This window comes from Terrirubrum flagellatum, assembly GCF_022059845.1.
In the GTDB taxonomy this organism is placed as follows: Bacteria; Pseudomonadota; Alphaproteobacteria; order Rhizobiales; family Beijerinckiaceae; genus Terrirubrum; species Terrirubrum flagellatum.
The window spans coordinates 4360615-4378799 of the sequence record NZ_CP091851.1 but is presented as its reverse complement, the minus strand read 5'-3'; the positions used below and the strand labels follow the sequence as shown (position 1 = coordinate 4378799).

Annotated in this window: 19 protein-coding genes; 4 read left to right on the top strand and 15 right to left on the bottom strand. The window is 65.2% G+C overall.

Features of this window, described 5'->3' with window-relative positions:
- Positions 1–19 precede the first annotated feature (19 nt).
- From L8F45_RS21060 to L8F45_RS21030, 7 genes are all read right to left on the bottom strand, one after another.
- Positions 20–436: a cytidine deaminase gene (locus L8F45_RS21060; protein ID WP_342359806.1), complete on the bottom strand. Its 417-nt coding sequence runs from the start codon at positions 434–436 to the stop codon at positions 20–22.
- Entirely contained in the window at positions 429–1226 is a 798-nt protein-coding gene (locus tag L8F45_RS21055) for a purine-nucleoside phosphorylase (protein WP_342359805.1), read from the bottom strand. The genes L8F45_RS21060 and L8F45_RS21055 overlap by 8 nt, the downstream gene beginning before the upstream one ends.
- Positions 1227–1256: 30 nt before the next feature.
- Complete coding sequence (locus tag L8F45_RS21050) at positions 1257–2228, bottom strand: ABC transporter permease (RefSeq protein WP_342359804.1); 972 nt, start codon at positions 2226–2228, stop codon at positions 1257–1259.
- Positions 2225–3352, bottom strand: coding sequence for an ABC transporter permease (locus L8F45_RS21045; protein WP_342363525.1), 1128 nt, complete (start codon positions 3350–3352; stop codon positions 2225–2227). The genes L8F45_RS21050 and L8F45_RS21045 overlap by 4 nt, the downstream gene beginning before the upstream one ends.
- A 5-nt stretch (positions 3353–3357) precedes the next feature.
- A complete protein-coding gene (locus L8F45_RS21040) occupies positions 3358–3789 on the bottom strand; it encodes a VOC family protein (RefSeq protein WP_342359803.1) in 432 nt (143 codons plus the stop codon).
- 1 nt (position 3790) lies between these two features.
- Entirely contained in the window at positions 3791–5305 is a 1515-nt protein-coding gene (locus tag L8F45_RS21035) for an ABC transporter ATP-binding protein (RefSeq protein ID WP_342359802.1), read from the bottom strand.
- Between the two features lie 250 nt (positions 5306–5555).
- Entirely contained in the window at positions 5556–6563 is a 1008-nt protein-coding gene (locus tag L8F45_RS21030) for a BMP family lipoprotein (RefSeq protein WP_342359801.1), read from the bottom strand.
- A gap of 196 nt (positions 6564–6759) precedes the next feature.
- Between L8F45_RS21030 and L8F45_RS21025 the strand changes: the two genes are divergently transcribed.
- Positions 6760–7620 (top strand): DUF1194 domain-containing protein, encoded by an 861-nt coding sequence (locus tag L8F45_RS21025; protein ID WP_342359800.1) that lies wholly within the window; start codon positions 6760–6762, stop codon positions 7618–7620.
- 55 nt (positions 7621–7675) lie between these two features.
- A complete protein-coding gene (locus L8F45_RS21020; RefSeq protein WP_342359799.1) occupies positions 7676–8074 on the top strand; it encodes a methylglyoxal synthase in 399 nt (132 codons plus the stop codon).
- 4 nt (positions 8075–8078) lie between these two features.
- Here the strand turns inward: L8F45_RS21020 and hrpB are convergent, their stop codons facing one another.
- From hrpB to L8F45_RS20980, 8 genes are all read right to left on the bottom strand, one after another.
- On the bottom strand, positions 8079–10574 hold the full coding sequence (gene hrpB / locus L8F45_RS21015; RefSeq protein ID WP_342359798.1) for an ATP-dependent helicase HrpB: 2496 nt from the start codon (positions 10572–10574) through the stop codon (positions 8079–8081).
- A 259-nt stretch (positions 10575–10833) separates the two neighbouring features.
- Positions 10834–11448, bottom strand: a complete 615-nt coding sequence (locus L8F45_RS21010; protein ID WP_342359797.1) for an HAD family hydrolase — start codon at positions 11446–11448, stop codon at positions 10834–10836.
- A gap of 47 nt (positions 11449–11495) precedes the next feature.
- Positions 11496–11912 (bottom strand): hypothetical protein, encoded by a 417-nt coding sequence (locus L8F45_RS21005; protein WP_342359796.1) that lies wholly within the window; start codon positions 11910–11912, stop codon positions 11496–11498.
- A 4-nt stretch (positions 11913–11916) separates the two neighbouring features.
- A complete protein-coding gene (gene ribB, locus L8F45_RS21000; RefSeq protein WP_342359795.1) occupies positions 11917–12993 on the bottom strand; it encodes a 3,4-dihydroxy-2-butanone-4-phosphate synthase in 1077 nt (358 codons plus the stop codon).
- A gap of 90 nt (positions 12994–13083) precedes the next feature.
- Positions 13084–13857: an ABC transporter permease gene (locus L8F45_RS20995; RefSeq protein WP_342359794.1), complete on the bottom strand. Its 774-nt coding sequence runs from the start codon at positions 13855–13857 to the stop codon at positions 13084–13086.
- The gene (locus L8F45_RS20990; RefSeq protein WP_342359793.1) at positions 13854–14657 is read right to left on the bottom strand and encodes an ABC transporter ATP-binding protein; all 804 of its coding nucleotides are present in this window, start codon (positions 14655–14657) and stop codon (positions 13854–13856) included. Before L8F45_RS20990 ends, L8F45_RS20995 begins: the two co-directional genes overlap by 4 nt.
- Before the next feature lie 172 nt (positions 14658–14829).
- The gene (locus L8F45_RS20985) at positions 14830–15858 is read right to left on the bottom strand and encodes an ABC transporter substrate-binding protein (RefSeq protein ID WP_342359792.1); all 1029 of its coding nucleotides are present in this window, start codon (positions 15856–15858) and stop codon (positions 14830–14832) included.
- Positions 15859–16072: 214 nt separating this feature from the next.
- Positions 16073–16759, bottom strand: a complete 687-nt coding sequence (locus L8F45_RS20980; RefSeq protein ID WP_342359791.1) for a cold-shock protein — start codon at positions 16757–16759, stop codon at positions 16073–16075.
- Positions 16760–17173: 414 nt separating this feature from the next.
- On the opposite strand from L8F45_RS20980, the gene rplU reads away from it, so the two are divergent.
- Both rplU and rpmA read left to right on the top strand, forming a co-directional pair.
- Positions 17174–17830 (top strand): 50S ribosomal protein L21, encoded by a 657-nt coding sequence (gene rplU / locus L8F45_RS20975; RefSeq protein WP_342359790.1) that lies wholly within the window; start codon positions 17174–17176, stop codon positions 17828–17830.
- 80 nt (positions 17831–17910) lie between these two features.
- Positions 17911–18177 carry a 50S ribosomal protein L27 gene (gene rpmA, locus L8F45_RS20970; protein ID WP_342359789.1) on the top strand — a complete coding sequence of 89 codons (267 nt, stop codon included), beginning with the start codon at positions 17911–17913 and terminating at the stop codon, positions 18175–18177.
- Positions 18178–18185: the final 8 nt, after the last annotated feature.

The window sequence follows — 18185 nt, the reverse complement described above, 5'->3', positions numbered from 1 at the left end:
GTCTCCTGCGGCGCTCTGTTCAGGCGCCGGGCAGATGGTCCGGGCCGAAGGCGTGCGGAAGAATCTCATCCATGGTGCAGACGAGTTTCGCGCCCATGTCGGCGTTGGTCATCGCGATGACGGCGTCAGCCGCGGCGAATTCGCGGATTCGCTGACGGCATCCGCCGCAGGGCGTGCAGATATCAGGGCCGGAGCCGATCACCGCGATCGCCGTGATGCGTGCGCCGCCGCCCTGGATCATCGCTGCGATCGCGCCGGCTTCGGCGCAGGTCCCGACGGGATAGGCGGCGTTCTCGACATTGCAGCCGACGAAGACGCGGCCGTCAGGCGCGAGGATCGCCGCGCCGACCTTGTATTTGGAATAGGGCGCATAGGCCTTTTCGCGCGCCGCGCGCGCCGCCTCGAACAGCGTATCGAGAGCGGCTGCGTCAGACATGGAATTCTTCCACTGCGAGACGGACGACTGACGCAAGCGAATCCACGATCGTCGCCGCGACGGCCTTGGTGTGCGCGTGCGAGAGCTCGCCGCCCATGCCCGCGGCGAGATTGGTGATGCTGGAGATCGCGGCGACGCGCAGTCCCATGCGCCGTGCGAGAATGACCTCCGGCGCCGTCGACATGCCGATCGCGTCGGCGCCGAGAATGCGCGCGGCGCGGATTTCCGCCGGCGTCTCAAACATTGGCCCGACCCACCAGGCGTAAACGCCCTCATGAAGCGTGACACCGGCTTTGCCAGCGGCGCGCTGCATCGCCGCGCGCAACTCCTTGTCATAGGCGACGCTCATATCGACGAAGCGTTCGTCGGAATGATCGCCGATCAGCGGCGACATTCCGGCCCAGTTGATGTGGTCGGAAATCGCCATCAGCGACCCCGCCGGAATATCCTTGCGCAACGAGCCCGCGGCATTGGTGAGCAGCAGCGCCTTGCAACCCAGCGCCTTCAGGCAGGCGATCGGTTCGCGCATCACGCTGGCGTCGCCCGACTCGTAGGCGTGAATGCGGCCGGTGAGAATGGCGACGCGCTTCGAGCCGAGCTTGCCCACGACAAGATCGCGGCCGTGGCCGGAGACGCCGGGCGTCTTGGGAAAGCGGGCGATCTCCGCAAAGGGAACCACGACGCGCTCGGTCACCGCGTCGGCCACCGAGGACAGGCCGGAGCCGAGCACAAGCCCGATGTCGGCGGACAGGGCGCCGAGGGAGGAATGGAAGGATGAGGCGTCGGACATGCGGCCTGTGATAATAGACGAAACGCGCTTCTACCGCCGTTCCTTCACATAGGGAACGCCGCCGGCCTTGGGCGGGATCGCCCGGCCGATGAAGCCGGCCAGCAGGACGACGGTGAGCAGATAGGGCAGCGCCTGGATAGCCTGCACCGGCGCCTGGCCGATCAGCGGCAGCGTCGCGCCTTCGAGGCGGATGGCGAAGGCGTCGAGCAGGCCGAACAGCAGGCAGGCGCCGAGCGCGCCCCAAGGCCGCCATTTCGCGAAGATCAGTGCAGCCAGCGCGATGAAGCCTTTGCCCGCCGTCATCTCGGTGACGAAGCTCGCCGATTGCGCCGTCGACATGTAGGTCCCGGCGAGCCCGCACAGCAGGCCGCAGCAGACGAGGGCGAGATAGCGCATGCGCTCGACCGAGACGCCGGCCGTGTCGACTGCAGCGGGGTTCTCGCCGACCGCGCGCAGCCGCAAGCCGAAGCGGGTCTCATTCAGCACGAAGGCGGTGAACGGCACCGCGAGCAGCGCGACATAGACGAAGATGTAGTGGCCGGAGAGCAGGTCGGAATAGAGCGGCCCGACGACGGGCGTGTCGCGCAGGCTTGCGGCGTAGGGCAGTTCGATCGTCTGGAAGCGGACATTGGCGGGCAGCGGCGGCGTGCGTCCGCCTTCCTTGTACCAGGCGTTGCCGAGCACGGCGGTGAGCCCGATCGCCAGCGTGTTGATTGCGACGCCCGAGACGATCTGGTTTCCGCGCTGCGTGATCGAGGCGAAGGCGTGGACGAGCGCCAGCAGCACGCCGACAATCAATCCGGCCAGCAGGCCAAGCCCCGCCGATTGCGTCTGCGTCGCCGTGACGGCAGCGGCGAACGCTGCGCCGAGCATCATGCCTTCCAGCCCAATGTTGAAGATTCCCGCGCGCTCGGAATAGAGGCCGGCGAGACAGGCGAGCAGCAGCGGCGTCGAGAGGCGCAGCGCCGAGGCGAGAATGAGGGCGACGTCGGTCAGCGTCATGAGGTCGCCGCCTGCGTTTCCGCGCGCGTTGGCCGCCGCCCGAAGATCGCCGTCAGCGGCGCGCGGAACTGCCGCTCCAGCGCGCCGGCGAACAGGATGACGAGACCCTGGATGACGACGATCATGTCGCGCGTGATCGCCGGCTTGTCGAATGCGAGCTCGGCGCCGCCTTGATAAAGCACGCCGAACAGGATCGACGCGAGCACGACGCCGACGGGATGCGAGCGCCCCATCAGCGCGACCGCAATGCCGACGAAGCCATAGCCGGAAACGAAGCCGAGACTGAGCCGATGTTGCACGCCAAGGATTTCGTTCGCGGACATCAGTCCGGCGAGGCCTCCCGAGATCAGCAGCGTGACGATGGTGATGCGCGTCGCGGAGATGCCGGCGTAGCGTGTCGCTTCCGGGTTGAAGCCGAAGGCGCGGATTTCATAACCGAGACGCGAGCGCCAGATCAGCAGCCACACCAGCGCCGCCATCACGAGCGCCAGCAGGAACGAGATGTTCAGCGGCGACGCCGGAATTTTCAGCCCGATCGCGCCGAGCATACCCTGCATCGTCGGCAGAGCGGCGCTGGCGGCGAAGCTGCGCGTGTCCGGCGCCATCGAGCCCATGGGCTTCAGCGGCCCGACCAGCAGATAGACCATCAAGGTCGCGGCGAGAAAATTGAACATGATCGTCGTGATGACGATGTGGCTGTCGCGCTTCGCCTGCAGCCACGCCGGAATGAGCGCCCAGGCCGCGCCGAACAGCGCGCTCGCGATCACGCCAAGCGGCAAAAGGATGATCGCCGGCAGAGTCGAATCGAACCAGAGCGCGACGAGCGCGGCGCCAAGCCCTGCGACATAGGCCTGTCCTTCGCCGCCGATATTGAACAGGCCGGCATGAAAGGCGACCGCGACGGCAAGGCCGGTGAAGATGAAGTTCGTGGCGTAGTAGAGCGTGAAGCCGATGCCTTCGCCCGAGCCGAGCGCGCCCTGTAGCAGGATCTTCAGGCACTCGAACGGATTTTCGCCGATCGCGAGCACGACGAGGCCGGCGGCGATGAACGCCGTCGCGACGCTCGCGACGGGCACGAGCGCGACGTCGGCCCAGTGCGGCAATTCCCTTGGCGGAAGATTCACGGGGCTCACGGGGGCAGCCTCAGCTTTCCGTCCTCCGCGATCGGGAAGAAGGGATTATGCGCGACTTCCCAGAGATGGCCGTCGGGATCGGAGAAATAGCCGGAATAGCCGCCCCAGAATACTTTTTGCGCGGGCTTCACCACGCTGCCGCCGGCTGCTTTCGCGCGTGCGATCAGCGCGTCAACCTCCGCTTCGCTCGGCATATTGTTCGCGAGCGTGATCCCGGCGAAGCCGGTCGGCTTGTCAGAAACGCCTGCATCTTCCGCCAGCAGATGGCGGGGATAAAGCGCAAGCGTTCCGTTCGCGCCGTGAAAGAAGGTCACGGTCTCGTTGCTGGCGCTCGACGCCTTCCAGCCTAACGCCTCGTAGAAGGCGCGCGAGCGCTTGATGTCGGATACGCCGAGCGTGATGAGCGAAAGGAAAGCGGACGCGGCCATCTCACGCCGCCTTGTCGGCGCCGACGCCGGCCATCAGCAGGCCGAGCTCGCGCTCGTCGGTGTCGGCGGCGTTGCGCTCGCCGAGAATCCGGCCGCCGCACATCACGAGGATGCGGTCGGAAAGGGCCATGATCTCGTCAAGTTCGACCGAGACGAGCAGCACCGCCTTGCCCTGGTCGCGCATGCTGACGATGCGCCTGTGGATGAATTCGATGGCGCCGATATCGACGCCGCGCGTCGGCTGTCCGACCAGCAGCAAAGCAGGGTCCTGCTCGATCTCGCGCGCCAGCACGATCTTCTGCTGATTGCCGCCGGAGAAGGAGGCGGCGCGCAGAAGCGGATCGGGCGGACGCACGTCATAGGCCTGCATGCGCTGCGAGGAGAGATCGACGATCGCGGCGCGGTCGAGCAGCGGCCCGTTATTGCATTGCGGCGCGTCGTGATAACCGAGAATGCCATTCTCACAGGCCTCGAACGCGACGACGAGACCCGTGCGATGGCGATCTTCCGGCACATGACCCATGCCGCGCTTGCGCAAATCCTGCGGATCGCAAGCCACCGGCGCGCTGTTGAACGAGATGTCGCCCGACGCGATCGGCCGCATGCCGGCGATCGCCTCCATCAGTTCCGATTGCCCGTTGCCGGCGACGCCCGCGATGCCGACGATCTCGCCCGCGCGGATCGAGAAGCTGGCGTCGCTGACGCGCGTCACGCCGCGCTCGTCGACGACATTGACATGGGAGACGCGCAGCACTTCGGCTTTCGGTTGCGCCGGCTCCTTGTCGACGCGCAGCTTCACGCGTCGCCCCACCATCAGCGACGCCAACTGATCGGGATTGGTGTCGGATGTCGGCAGCGTCGCCACCATCTCGCCGCGCCGCATCACCGACACGCTGTCGGTGATCGCCATGATCTCACGCAGCTTGTGCGTGATCAGGATGACGGTTTTCCCGTTGGCGCGGAGCTGGCCGAGAATGCGGAAGAGATGGTCCGCCTCCTGCGGCGTCAGCACGCCCGTCGGCTCGTCGAGAATCAGGATGTCGGAGCCGCGCACCAGCGCTTTCAGGATTTCGACGCGCTGCTGCAGGCCGACCGAGAGCTCGCCGGCGATGGCGTCGGGTTCGACTTCGAGCGCGTAGTCCTTCGCGAGTTTCAGAATATCGGCGCGCGTCTTCGCGCGTCCGGGTCCCAGCATCGCGCCGCCTTCGGCGCCAAGCAGGATATTCTCGAGCACGGTGAAGTTCTCGACCAGCATGAAATGCTGGAACACCATGCCAATGCCGGCGGCGATCGCATCGCGAGAACTTTTGAAACGAACCGGCTTGCCGTTGACGCGGATTTCGCCGGCGTCCGCTTCATAGAAGCCGTAGAGGATCGACATCAGCGTCGATTTGCCGGCGCCGTTCTCGCCGACAATGCCGTGGATCGCGCCGCGCGCGACCTCCATGGTCACGCCCTTGTTGGCGTGCACAGCGCCGAATCTCTTGTCGATATCGACGAGTTCGATGGCGTTCATGGAAAACGAGTCGTCCGGATTTTGAAAGCAGACAGGACGAAATGAGAATCTCGCTGCGCCAGCCCCTCACCCTGCATCGACGCGCTAACGCGCGCCGATGCTTTCCCTCTCCCCGCTTGCGGGGAGAGGGTGGCGAGCCGCATCGATCTCGGGTTTACCCGAGATCGACAAAGCATGCGCATGTCCGGCAAGCCTGACATGCGTGCGGCGAGACGGGTGAGGGGCAATCGCGCGGATCAAAAAGCGTGTGTCAGATCGGGCATTTCGAATCCGACATATAGTCGTGCACCTTCACCTTGCCCGACTTGATGTCCGCAGCTGCCTGATCGACAACCTTCTTCATGTCTTCGGTGATGAGCGCCTTGTTGTAATCGTCGAGCGAGTAGCCGACGCCGTCCTCGGCGAGGCCGAGATTGAGAATGCCGGGCTTCCAGGTTCCGTTCTTCACGCCGGTGAAGGCGCCGTAAGCCGCATTGTCGACGCGCTTCAGCATCGAGGTCAGCACCTTGCCGGGATGCAGATGGTCCTGGTTTGAATCGACGCCGATGCCGAGCTTGCCATTGTCGGCCGCGGTCTGCAGCACGCCGAGGCCGGTGCCGCCCGCCGCGGCGTAGATCACATCGGCGCCGCGATCGATCTGGCTCTTGGCGAGCTCGCCGCCCTTGACCGGATCGCGCCACGCCGCCGGCGTCGTGCCCGTCATATTCTGGAAGAGCTCCGCGCCTGGCTTCGCCGCCTTCACGCCCTGAGCGTAGCCGCAGGCGAATTTGCGGATCAGCGGAATATCCATCCCGCCGATGAAGCCGACCTTGCCAGTCTTCGAGGCGAGCGCCGCGAGAACGCCGACGAGATAGGAGCCCTCATGCTCCTTGAACACGACCGACTGCACATTGGGGAGTTCGACGACGGAGTCGATGATCGTGAATTTCAGGTTCGGGAATTCCGCTGCGACTTTCTTCAGCGCGTCCTCCTGCGCGAAGCCGACGGCGATGATCGGATCATTGCCGCGGCGCGCGAAGTTGCGCAGCGCCTGCTCGCGCTGACTGGGATTGGTCACCTCGAACTCGGCGTATTCGATGCCGGTCTCCTTCTTGAAGCGCTCGACGCCGTTGAACACGCCCTCGTTGAAGGATTTGTCGAACTTGCCGCCCATGTCGAACACCACCGCCGGCTTCGGCTGCGCCCAGGCGATCGTGGCGGACATCGCGACGGCGGCGAGCGCGGCGCCCCACTGCGGCAAACTCGGACGGAAACCCATTTTGACCTCTCCCTGTCGCGCACGCGACCAAACGGGACGCGGCTAAGCAGGAAGGATGCCATGGCTGGCATGGGAAATCCAAGGGCCTTGGTCTCTTTTCGTGCGCTTTTGCGTCCGGGCCTGTGTCTTGCATCAGGCAGTTGGCGGCGCGCCCGTCCGGCGCCATCATGCCGTCGTCGTACCAGGGAGGCCGCGGATGCGCCGACGAAATCTGGTGCTTGCTTTGACGGTGATGGCCGGGCTCGCCGCGGCTGGCGCGACCTGCGCGCAGACCCCACCCGCTGCGCCTCCTCCAGCCGCCGGCCCGCGCGTCGAGGTCGACATCGAGCTCGTGCTGGCGCTCGACATTTCCTACTCCATGGACCTGGACGAGCTCGCGCTGCAGCGCGAAGGCTACGCCCAGGCTTTCCGTTCCGCCGAGATCAAGAAGGCGATCGCCGGCGGTCAGGTCGGCCGCATCGCGGTGCTGATGTTCGACTGGGCCTCGTCCTACGATCAGCGCGTCAGCGTGCCCTGGACATTGCTGGACACGCCGGAATCGATCGACGCTTTCGCCGACAAGATTTCGGCCGTTCCGATCCGCCGCGCATCGCGCACCTCGATCTCGGGCGCGATCGATTTCGCTGCGGCGCAGCTTGAAGGCAATCGCTATGAGGGAACGCGCCGCGTCATCGACATCTCCGGCGACGGCCCCAACAACAATGGCCGTCCCGTGGTGCCGGCGCGCGATGATGCGCTCGCCAAGGGCGTGACCATCAATGGCCTGCCGATCGTGATGAAGCGCGGCGGCTGGGGCGACATCGACGACCTCGACGAATATTACAAAGCCTGCGTCATCGGCGGCCCGCGCGCCTTCATGGTGCCGATCAAATCAAAGGAAGAGTTCATCCCCGCGATCCGAACCAAGTTATTGCTGGAGATCGCGAACCTTCAGCCGCGCGATCTTCCGCTCGACAGTCCGTTCAACGATCTGGTCAGGCGCACGCAATATTCCGGCAAGTCAGACTGCCTCGTTGGCGAACGGCAATGGCGCGAACGCTGGGAAAGGGGCGGTTGATCCCGGTCGCGCAGGTCGGCTACTGACGGCGAATGCTGCAACAGGATCGCGCATCATGAGCGCCCGCAGGCTGGCGCTCGTCGCCCATGACCGCAAGAAGGAGGCGATGGTCGCTTTCGCCGAGCGCCATCGCGAGACCTTGCGCAAGTTCGATCTTGTCGCAACAGGCACCACGGGCGGGCAGATCATCGCGCGCTGTCCCGATCTTACGGTGACCCGTCTGAAGAGCGGACCGCTCGGCGGCGACCAGCAGATCGGCGCGCTGATCGCCGAAGGCAAGGTCGATGGCCTCTTCTTCTTCGTGGATCCCCTGTCGCCTCATCCCCATGACGTCGACGTCAAGGCGCTGATGCGGCTGGCGCTCGTCTACGACATCCCGATGGCGCTCAATCCCGCAACGGCGGGGCTGATGATTGATCGGCTGGCCTCATCGGAGCCGGGCTCGCCGGCCTGAGAGCTCAGGTCCCGCGCGGCTTCGCGCGCGTCGTCGGCGCCGCCTCGCGCGGATTCTCCGGCCAGGGATGCCGGGGATATTGCCCCCGTAGATCGGACCGCACTGCCGCCCACGAGCCGCGCCAGAATCCTGGCAGGTCCTTCGTGATCTGGATCGGGCGGCGCGCTGGCGACAGGAGATGCAGCGTGAGCGGGATTGCGCCGCCGCCAATTGCCGGATGCTTGTCGAGACCGAACAGCTCCTGCACGCGGATCGCGAGAACGGGGCCTTCCTCGAGGCCATAGTCGATGGCGATCTGCGATCCCGTCGGCGCGGCGAAATGCGACGGCATCGCCGCATCGAGATCGCGCCGGAGGTTATAGGGAACGAGCGCGTCGAGCGCCGCCTGGAGATCGTCCGGGCTGATGTCGTCGAGCCGTGTGCGGCCGATGATGTAAGGCGCGAGCCATTCCTCTGCCGATGAGGCGAGCGCGCCGTCCGACAGATCGGGCCATGCCTCTGCTTTTACTGTGTCGCCGGCGCGTAGGAGCGCTGCGCGAAGATAATTCACCCGCTCGCGCAATTGCGCCTGCGCCTTCGACCAGTTGAGCCGGTCGATCCCCGTCGCCGCGGCGCCCCGCGCCAAAGCCCGCGCGGATTCGATCGTCGCGGGAACAGGCAGCGGCTTTTCATCAAGCACGATCGCGTCGAGTCGTCTGACGCCGCGTGCGCGCAGGGCCCGCGCGGCAGGGTCGAATGCGATCTCTTCGCGCAGGACGCCGCGCTGCGCTGCGATCGCGTCGATCTCCTCGGTTTCGAGCGTCGCGGCGAGCAGGATGCGCGCATTCGCTGCGCCGCCGCTGATCTCAGCGATGACGAGAAAAGACGCGCGCGCCAGCCGATCCGTTTCGGGAAGCGAGGCGCCGCGTCCATTCGCCATGACGAAGTCGCCGCGCTTGCCGCGCGCTTTCGCGATGCGGTCGGGATAGGCGAGCGCAAGCAGCGCGGCCTCGCTTAACTCGCTTGAGTCTTTGGCGCGTCCTTGCGCCGCTTCACGCGCCCAGTTCTCGGCGCTCTGCCGCATGGCGCGCGCGCGGTCGCCGCGATCCCTGCCGAAGCGATCAAGCCGTTCATGCAGATCAACGCCATCGCCGCCGAGTCCGCGTTCAACGATGACCGCTGCGATCAGCGCCGCTTCGCGCGCCTGTCCGTGCGTCGCGGCGTCGATCACCATGCGCGCAAGACGCGCCGGCAAGGGGAGCGCGCGGATGCGTCGGCCCATTTCGGTCAACCGACCCGTTTCGTCGAGCGCGTCCAGCCGGGTCAGCAGCGCGCGCGCTTCGTTGAGCGCTGGCGCCGGCGGCGCATCCAGGAATTTGAGTTGCGTGGGATCCGTCATGCCCCAGGAGGCGCAGTCGAGCAGCAGCCCGGAGAGGTCGGCGTCGAGAATTTCCGGCCGGGCGAAGGCGTCGAGCGCGCCGGTCGCGGCTTCGTCCCACAGCCGGTAGCAGACGCCGGGCTCGATGCGGCCGGCGCGGCCGCGCCGCTGATCGGCGGCGGCGCGCGAAACGCGCACGGTTTCAAGGCGCGTCACGCCGATGTCGGGCTCATAGCGCGGCACGCGGGCGAGGCCGGAATCGATCACCACGCGCACGCCTTCGATGGTCAGCGACGTCTCGGCGATCGAGGTCGCGAGCACGATCTTGCGGACGTCTGATGGCGCCGGTTGCACCGCCTCGTCCTGCGCGCGCTGGTCCATCGCGCCATAGAGCGGCGCGACAAGGACATGCTTCGCATCGACGCTCTCGCGTGTTCGGTCGGCGACGCGCGCGATCGGCCCCTGTCCCGGTAGAAAGACGAGAAGCGAGCCCGTATCCGCACGCAACGAGCGCTGGATCACGTCGACGATCTGATCCTCGATGCGCCTGTTCGGATCGCGGCTGACATGCCGCGTCTCCACGGGAAAGCTTCGTCCCTCGCTGCGGATCAGCGGCGCGTCGTCGAGCAAAGATGATACGCGCGCGCCATCGAGCGTCGCCGACATTACGAGCACCCGCAGATCGGGCCGCAGCCCCGCCTGTGCATCGAGCGCGAAGGCGAGGCCGAGATCGGCGTCGAGCGAACGCTCATGATATTCGTCGAACAGCACCGCGCCGACGCCGGCGAGTTCGGGATCATCGACGATCATGCGCGTGAACACGCCTTCGGTGACCACCTCGATGCGCGTGCGCGCCGAGATTTTCGAACCCAGACGCACGCGCAGACCGACCGTGTCGCCGACCTTCTCGCCAAGCGTCTTGGCCATGCGATCGGCGGCGGCGCGCGCAGCGAGACGGCGCGGCTCAAGCAGAATGATCTTCTTGTCGCCAAGCCAGGATTCGTCGAGCAGCGCGAGCGGAACCCGCGTCGTCTTGCCCGCGCCCGGCGGCGCGACGAGCACCGTGGAATTGCGCGCGCTCAGCGCGGCGAGCAATTCCGGCAGCGCCTCATCGATAGGGAGGGGAGAGGAGAAGGGGCGCATGGTTACGCGCGCGCCAGATGGTCAACGCGCCATTGGCTTAAAAGGAAACGCTTTCCATCCCCGGAACGGTGAAGCGAGGCGTAGGCCGAGCGAAGCCGTGTCCGGGGCCCAGCGCGAAATCTGCGCCGCAGGCGCTCCTCATTTTCGTCGACAAGTTGCGCTCGCTGCGCTCGCGATTCACGCGCTGGGCCCCGGACTTCATTCCACTCGCTTGCGCTCGCTGCATGAATCCGGGGACGGCGATGAGGCGTCCTCCGGATCACACAGGAAATCCGAGGGCGCGGAATTCAGCCCGCGCCTGTTGCGGCGACCGGAAATGGATCGCATGCATGCCGAGCGCGCGCGCCGCCAGCACATTCTTCTCGGAATCATCGACGAAGGCGCAATCGGACGGCTTCACATTCTGGCGTTTGAACAAAACTTCGTAGATCGCCGGGTCCGGCTTGAGCAGTCTTTCATCCCCGGACACCACGACGTCATCGAAGATCGTCAGGAAAGGAAAACGCGCCTGCGCCAGCTTGAACTTGTCCTGGTTGAAGTTGGTGATGGCGAAGACGCGCGGGCATTTCGCGCGCAAGGTCATCAGCATGTCGACCGAGTCTTCGATCGCGCCTGGGATCATCTCGGGCCAGCGATCATCATAGGCGCGAATATGGTCAGCGTAGTGCGGAAAGTCAGGCGTCAGCGCGGCGATGGCGTCGGCGAAGGAGCGGCCGCGATCCTGCTCCAGATTCCATTCGTTGGTGCAGACATTGGCGAGAAAGCGCTCCATCTCGCCGTGATCGTCGAACATCTTGCGATAGAGATGGCGTGGATCCCACTCGACGAGCACGTTGCCGATGTCGAAAACAGGAATGGTCGGTTGTCCGGTCATGAATCAGAACTTCGAGAGAGAGGGAAAGTTGGGCGACGCGCCGAGAGTCAGCGCAATTCCTTGCGAACGACGAGCTTGAGTCCGGACCAGACTTCGCTGACGGCGCAGACCTTCACATCGACGAAGCCGAGCGGCAGGGCGATCTCGCGTATTGTATCCTCCGTGATGTCGGTCGCTGCTTTCGCCGATTTCTTGGGCCATGAGGCCCAGACGATGGCGTCGGCTTTCAGTTTCGCGCGGAGTTCTTTAAGCAATAGATCGAGATCGGCGCGCTTCGTCGCGAAGAGATGCGCGAGGTCGGTTTCTGGTCCGGGCCGGATGTCGAAGCGCACGCCGTCCGGCAACGGCGCCAGCCAGGCCATCAACTCATCCGGCGCGCCGATCAGCGCCGCCCGCAAGCCCGCCCTGTAGCCGAGCTTCTTCGCGAGCGGCGTCCCTGAAGATCCCGTCGATGCGGCGCTCACGGCGTCAGCACTCGAACAGTTCCTGCTCCTCGATTTCGATGCCGAAGCCGGACAAGCCGACATAGGAGCGGTTGGTTTGCGAGAGATTGCGAATCGAGGTCACGCCGAGATCGCGCAGGATCTGCGCGCCGACGCCGACCTCGCGCCACTGGTTGGTGCGCGCCTCCTCGCTCGACGTCGCCTGATCGATCGGCGTGACGGGAACGCCGGCCGCGCCGTCGCGCAGATAGATCAGCACGCCGCGTCCGTTCTGCTTGAAGCGATCCAGCGCCGCATGCACCGATTTCGCGCCGCCGAGAATGTCGGCGATGATGTTCACGCGATGGAAGCGCGCCGGCATGCCCTTGCCGTCGCCGATCGCGCCATAGACGAAGGCCATGTGGTAGACCGGGTCGAACGGCGTCTTGTAGGCGTAGCCTTGCAGCTGTCCGATCGGACTGTCGCAGGTGAAGCTCGCGACACGCTCGACCAACTTCTCGCGCGCCTGGCGGTAAGCGATGAGATCGGCTGTCGTGATGTGAACGAGATTGTGACGTTTCGCGAAGTCTGCGACTTGCTTGCCCTTGGTCACCGTGCCGTCGTCATTGACGAGCTCGCAAATGACGCCGACCGGCGGCAGGTCCGCGAGCTTGCAGAGGTCGACGGCCGCTTCCGTATGGCCAGACCGCATCAGAACGCCGCCATCCTTGGCGATCAGCGGAAAAATATGGCCCGGCCGGGCGAAGTCGTTCGCGCCCACGTTCGGGTTGGCGAGGGCTCGCACTGTCGTCGTGCGGTCGTCTGCGGAGATGCCGGTCGTGGTGCCGTGGCGATAGTCGATCGAGATGGTGAAGGCGGTGGTGTGGGCGCTGTCATTCATCGCCACCATCGGGTCGAGCCGAAGTCGGCGCGCCTCGTCGGTGGTGATCGGCGTGCAGACGATGCCGGAGGTGTGGCGGACGATGAACGCCATCTTCTCCGGCGTGCAGAGCGAAGCGGCGATGATCAGGTCGCCTTCGCCCTCGCGGTCATCATCGTCGGTCACGACGACGATTTCGCCGCGCTTGAAGGCCTCCAGGCCCTCGGTGATGCTGTGGGGCATGTGGGTTACCGTGCTTGGGTTAGCGCCCTCCTAGCGGAGAGCGCAGGGCCGGGCGAGTCCCGCCCGATATAGGCGCCCCGCGCCGGATTCTCAGCTGACGATCTCGCCGCGGAAGGCCCAGCGCGTCATCCGCTGCTCCACCAGCGCGCAGGCGACGTACATGAGGACGCCCATGATCGCGATGGCGAACAGGCCGGCGAAGGTCGTGGCGCTGTCGTTGCGAGCCCCGGCCGACAGCATGAGGAAGCCGATGCCGCGGTTGCCGCCGACTGTCTCGGAAATGACCGAGCCAATGAAGGCGAGCGTGATCGCGACCTTCAGGCTAGCGAAGAGGTAGGGCATGGCGCGGGGAATGCCGACCTTGGTCAGGATCTCCCATTGCGTCGCGCCGAGCGATCGCATCACGTCGCGCATCTCGGGCTCGATGGTGGCCAAACCCGTCGCGACATTCACGACGATGGGGAAGAAGCTGATGACGAAGGCGGTGATGATCGCCGGCAGCGCCCCGACGCCGAGCCAGATCATCAGGATCGGCACGATTGCGACCTTTGGAACCGCGTTGAAGCCGATCAGCAGGGGATAGAGGCCGGAATAGACGAAGGGCGAGGCGCCGATAGCGAGCCCGAGCAGCAGCCCGAATGCGATCGCGAGCACAAAGCCCGCCATCGTCGTCCACAAGGTCTCAAGGCAGAATTGCAGCAGGATGTCCCAGCGCTGCACCATCATGGCGAAGATGCGCGTCGGCCGCGGCAGCAGAATCTCCTGGATGTCGAAGATCACGCAGGCGGCTTCCCATAGGATCAGGAAAGCCGCCATCACGAGCCACGGCATCGCGATGCGGAGGAGGTTGCGAGCGTCCGTCACGCCGCGTGCTCCTGGTGAATGCGCTCGCGCAACTCATGCACGATGTCGACGAAGGCGGGCTCGAAAGTGGAGTCGAGCGTGCGCGGCCGCGGCAAATCGATCTTGCGGATTTTCACGACGCGACCCGGCCGGCGGCTCATCACATACACGGTGTCGGCGAGATAGACCGCTTCGCGCAGATCATGTGTGACCAGCACTGCGGTGAAGCGCCGTTCGAGCCAGAGTTTCTGCATCACGCCCCACAGCTCCTCGCGCGTGAAGGCGTCGAGCGCGCCGAACGGCTCGTCGAGCATCAGGATTTCAGGCTCATGGATCAGCGCGCGACAGAGATTGGAGCGTTGCTGCATGCCGCCGGAAAGCTGCCACGGATATTTGTCGCCGAAGCCGCCGAGGCCCACGGAGGCGAGCAACGCGTCGGCCTTCGCTATGTATTCCGCCTTGTTGGCGCGGAAGCGCTGCTTGTGCGGCGCGACCACTTCGAGCGGCAGCAGGATATTGTCGCGCATCGTGCGCCAAGGCATCAGCGTCGGATTCTGGAAGGCCATGCCGACGCCCTTGATCGGGCGTGTCACCTTCTGGCCGTGAACCACGACTTCGCCTGATGTCGGCGGCAGAAGTCCGGTGACAAGCTTCATCAAGGTGGACTTGCCGCAGCCGGACGGGCCGACGACGGCGATGAATTCGCCCTTCTCGATCGACAAGGTCGCGTCGCCGAGCGCCAGCGTGCGCGTCGCGCCGGTGCCATAGGCGAGACTGACTTGCCTGAGATCGACGAGAGGGGGGGAGGTAGAGTTCATCATCTCGCAACGCTCCTTCTCCCCTTGCGGGAGAAGGTGTCGCGCGGAACGCGCGACGGATGAGGGGGGGTGTAGCAACCCCCTCTCCCGGCCGCCTTCAGCGGCCACCCTCTCCCGCGAGGGGAGAGGGGCGAGCGGGGATAGCGCTGCCTTGTCCTGCTCTATTGTCGCCAGCTCACGGCGCGATCATGCGATCGGCTTTCACCGGCAGGAACTTGTTCGAGAAAACTTTCGACGCATCCGGCGCCGACGGCAGTCCGAACGCTTCTGACACATCGCTCACCGAGCGCGCGAAGCGCGCGGGATCGACGTCGCCCATGCCGTTCGCCTTCACGAAAGGCGTCAGCACGTTCATCTTCAGCGACATGTTGAGGCGCTCAAGCTCCAGCGCCTCGTCGATCAGCGGATCGCGCTTCTTCGCAGCAGCGACGCCGAGCTTCGGATCAGCCGCCACTTCTTTCCACGCTTTCAGAGTCGCCCGCAGGAAGCCCGTGACGACTTCCGGCTTCGACGCGAGCTCCGGCGCGATGATGATGCCGTTGCCATACACATCCATGCCGAAGTCGCTGTAATTGAAGGAGACGATGTCTTCCTGTTTCACATTGCGCGCCTTGAGATCAAGGATCGATGAGAAATAATGGCCGGAGATGAAGTCGACCGTGCCCTGAACGAGGCTCTGCTCGCGCAGCTGCGGCGTCAGGTTCACATGCGTGACGCTTTTTGCATCGAGGCCGACTTTTTTCGCGAAGGCCGGGAACAGCCGGAACGACGCGTCGAACACGGGCGCGCCAAGCTTCTTGCCGGTGAGATCGGCGGGCTTGGCGATGCCGCTCTTCTTTAGCGCGTGAACGCCGAAAGGCGGAAAGTCATAGGCGATGAAGACGCAGAGAATCTCCTTGCCCGCATTCTTCTGGTTGTACTCGATCAGTGAATTCACATCGGCGAAGCCGATCTGGTAGGCGCCTGTCGCGACGCGCTGCAACGCGCCGGCCGAGCCTTGGCCGGGATCCATCGTCACATCGAGGCCTTCGGCCTTGTAGTAGCCTTTCTCCAGCGCGACGAGGAACGGCGACGTCGGGCCCTGGAACACCCAGTCGAGCGTGAACTTGATTGGCGTCTGCGCCAGCGCGCCTGCATGCGCTGCCATCGCTGCGACGCCGCCCAGCATCAGCGCGCAAAAATTCTGTCTTGAAAAACGGATCATCGCTCCCTCCAGCGAGGCCACGCGATGGCTTTGAGCCGAAAGCGCGGCGCGTCTGCCGAAGGACTCATCATGAAGCGGTGCGGCGCGCAATCGCAGGCGCCGTGCGATGCGCAGCAAATTTGTGCAGAAGGCGCCGCTTCAACGAACAACGCGCCCGGCAAGGGGCGCGTTGTCGAAACGGATAAAGAGCGCGCGGAAGGCGCGCTCGGCGAAATCAGACCACTTCGATGCGGTCGACTTCGAGACCCTTGCGGCCCTGCTTGGTCGTGAAGCGCACGCGCTGGCCATCGGCCGGCGTCGCCACCTGGGCGCGGGTGAGAGCGCTCATATGGAGGAACACGTCGGCGCCGCCATTGTCGGCCGCGACGAAGCCGAAGCCGCGCTGCTGGTTGAAGAACTTCATCGTGCCATCGACCCAGTCGGACGAACCGCCGCCGCCGGCGTCGTAGCCGCGATCCTGACCGCCGCCATAGCCGCGGTCACGACCGCCGCCATAACCGCCGCCGCCACGATCGCCATAACCACCGCCGCGGTCGCCATATCCACCGCCACGATCACCGTATCCGCCGCGATCTCCGCCGCCGAAACGGTCGCCGCCGCCGCCAAAGCGCGGCTTGCGCGGCGCTTCCGGCTCCGCCGTCGACTCGTCCACCTCATGGACTGTCACGACCTGAAGGCCGCGCCGTCCCTGGCCCAGATCAACCGTCAGCGTCGCGCCGGGCTTGAGCGAGTTAGGGTCGATGCCCTGAACCGCTGAGACATGAAGAAAAACGTCGCCGGTGCCATCGGCGGCGGCGACGAATCCGAACCCCTTTTCTGGATTGAACCACTTGAGGGTCGCCTTGACGCCTTCCTGAGTAATGGTCGGCGAACTTGACTGGGAATTACGACGGTCGAACATGGAGCTTTCGCTAGGGGTGAAGAGAGCCTTACTTTCGAAAGGCTATACTAAATCGCGCCGCCGGTCACCTGCGATCGTGACGCCGCGTAAAATAATCAGTTGCATTGAGCCATTTCTTTGAACGTTCGTCTAGGGCCTCCGCTGCAGCAGCCCGTTCAGAGAGCCATGGCTGACACGAATTTGGGCGCCGACTGGCCTTCTGCGCCTTCGTTGACTTTGGCCCGGCCCTTGTGTACGGGGCTCGCGCAGGCGCGGAAACCCCGCGCCTTGCCGTTTTGAGGCGCCTGCCGGCGCAGTGACGGCACGAGCCGGGCGGCCCTCAGGGGTCGCCCTTCACGGTCAACCGACTGGCAAGAAGCGGGTCGCGGGGTCCTATCAGGCCTCGACCTCCCGCACGGAAACGGGAACACAACGATGTTCGCAGTCATCAAGACCGGCGGGAAGCAGTATCGCGTCGCCGCCGAAGACAAGATCACCGTCGAAAAGCTGCCGGGCGCAGCAGGAGACGTCGTCTCCTTCGACAACGTCATTATGCTTGGCCGCGACGGCGGAACCGAGATCGGCGCCCCCTTCGTGACGGGCGCGACGGTCGCCGGCGAGATCCTCGAGCAGGGCCGAGGCGCGAAGGTCATCAACTTCAAGAAGCGCCGCCGCCAGAACTCCAAGCGCAAGAAGGGTCACCGCCAGGACCTGACCATCGTGCGCATCACCGAGATCCTGACCGGGGGCGCGAAGCCGTCGGGCAAGAAGGCGAGCGCGGCTCCGGCCGCAACCCAGCCGGTCGGCGTGGCCGCCGCCGCTGCGGCAGGCGGGCGCGACAGCTCGAACCTTTCTCTCATCGCCGGCATCGGCCCGACGATCGAGAAGAAGCTCCGCGCCGCGGGCGTGACGAGCTGGGAGCAGATCGCCGCCTGGACCGACGAGGACGTCGCCAAGTGGGACGCGGAGCTGAAGCTCGGCGGCCGCGCCAAGCGCGACGAATGGCCGGAGCAGGCCAGGGAGCTGCTGGCGGGCAAGCCGCCGCGCGCCAAGGTCGATCAGGCCGAGCAGAAATCAGGCGAGGATTGGTGATCTTCGCCAAATCAGGTTCGCGGGGTTGGTGAACGTCGCGAACTAGGTTAGAGACGGAATCGGAATTCGGGGTTCAACCCATGGCTCACAAAAAAGCAGGCGGCTCGTCGCGTAACGGCCGCGACTCCAACTCAAAGCGCCTCGGCGTGAAGCGTTTCGGCAACGAAGTCGTCGTCGCCGGCAATATCATCGTGCGTCAGCGAGGCACCAAGGTCCATCCCGGCGCCAATGTCGGCATGGGCGTCGACCATACCCTCTTCGCCAAAGCTAATGGCCGCGTTCAGTTCGGCCAGAAACTTGGTCGAACGATCGTATCCATTATCCCGGCCGTCGAGGCCGCAGAGTAACCCGGCGA

Bases quoted from the DNA above. Each gene is read 5' to 3' on its own strand.
- L8F45_RS21060 (WP_342359806.1), bottom strand. From the start codon at position 436: ATGTCTGACGCAGCCGCTCTCGATACGCTGTTCGAGGCGGCGCGCGCG.
- L8F45_RS21055 (WP_342359805.1), bottom strand. From the start codon at position 1,226: ATGTCCGACGCCTCATCCTTCCATTCCTCCCTCGGCGCCCTGTCCGCC.
- L8F45_RS21050 (WP_342359804.1), bottom strand. From the start codon at position 2,228: ATGACGCTGACCGACGTCGCCCTCATTCTCGCCTCGGCGCTGCGCCTC.
- L8F45_RS21040 (WP_342359803.1), bottom strand. From the start codon at position 3,789: ATGGCCGCGTCCGCTTTCCTTTCGCTCATCACGCTCGGCGTATCCGAC.
- L8F45_RS21035 (WP_342359802.1), bottom strand. From the start codon at position 5,305: ATGAACGCCATCGAACTCGTCGATATCGACAAGAGATTCGGCGCTGTG.
- L8F45_RS21030 (WP_342359801.1), bottom strand. From the start codon at position 6,563: ATGGGTTTCCGTCCGAGTTTGCCGCAGTGGGGCGCCGCGCTCGCCGCC.
- L8F45_RS21025 (WP_342359800.1), top strand. From the start codon at position 6,760: ATGCGCCGACGAAATCTGGTGCTTGCTTTGACGGTGATGGCCGGGCTC.
- L8F45_RS21020 (WP_342359799.1), top strand. From the start codon at position 7,676: ATGAGCGCCCGCAGGCTGGCGCTCGTCGCCCATGACCGCAAGAAGGAG.
- hrpB (WP_342359798.1), bottom strand. From the start codon at position 10,574: ATGCGCCCCTTCTCCTCTCCCCTCCCTATCGATGAGGCGCTGCCGGAA.
- L8F45_RS21010 (WP_342359797.1), bottom strand. From the start codon at position 11,448: ATGACCGGACAACCGACCATTCCTGTTTTCGACATCGGCAACGTGCTC.
- ribB (WP_342359795.1), bottom strand. From the start codon at position 12,993: ATGCCCCACAGCATCACCGAGGGCCTGGAGGCCTTCAAGCGCGGCGAA.
- L8F45_RS20990 (WP_342359793.1), bottom strand. From the start codon at position 14,657: ATGATGAACTCTACCTCCCCCCCTCTCGTCGATCTCAGGCAAGTCAGT.
- L8F45_RS20985 (WP_342359792.1), bottom strand. From the start codon at position 15,858: ATGATCCGTTTTTCAAGACAGAATTTTTGCGCGCTGATGCTGGGCGGC.
- L8F45_RS20980 (WP_342359791.1), bottom strand. From the start codon at position 16,759: ATGTTCGACCGTCGTAATTCCCAGTCAAGTTCGCCGACCATTACTCAG.
- rplU (WP_342359790.1), top strand. From the start codon at position 17,174: ATGTTCGCAGTCATCAAGACCGGCGGGAAGCAGTATCGCGTCGCCGCC.
- rpmA (WP_342359789.1), top strand. From the start codon at position 17,911: ATGGCTCACAAAAAAGCAGGCGGCTCGTCGCGTAACGGCCGCGACTCC.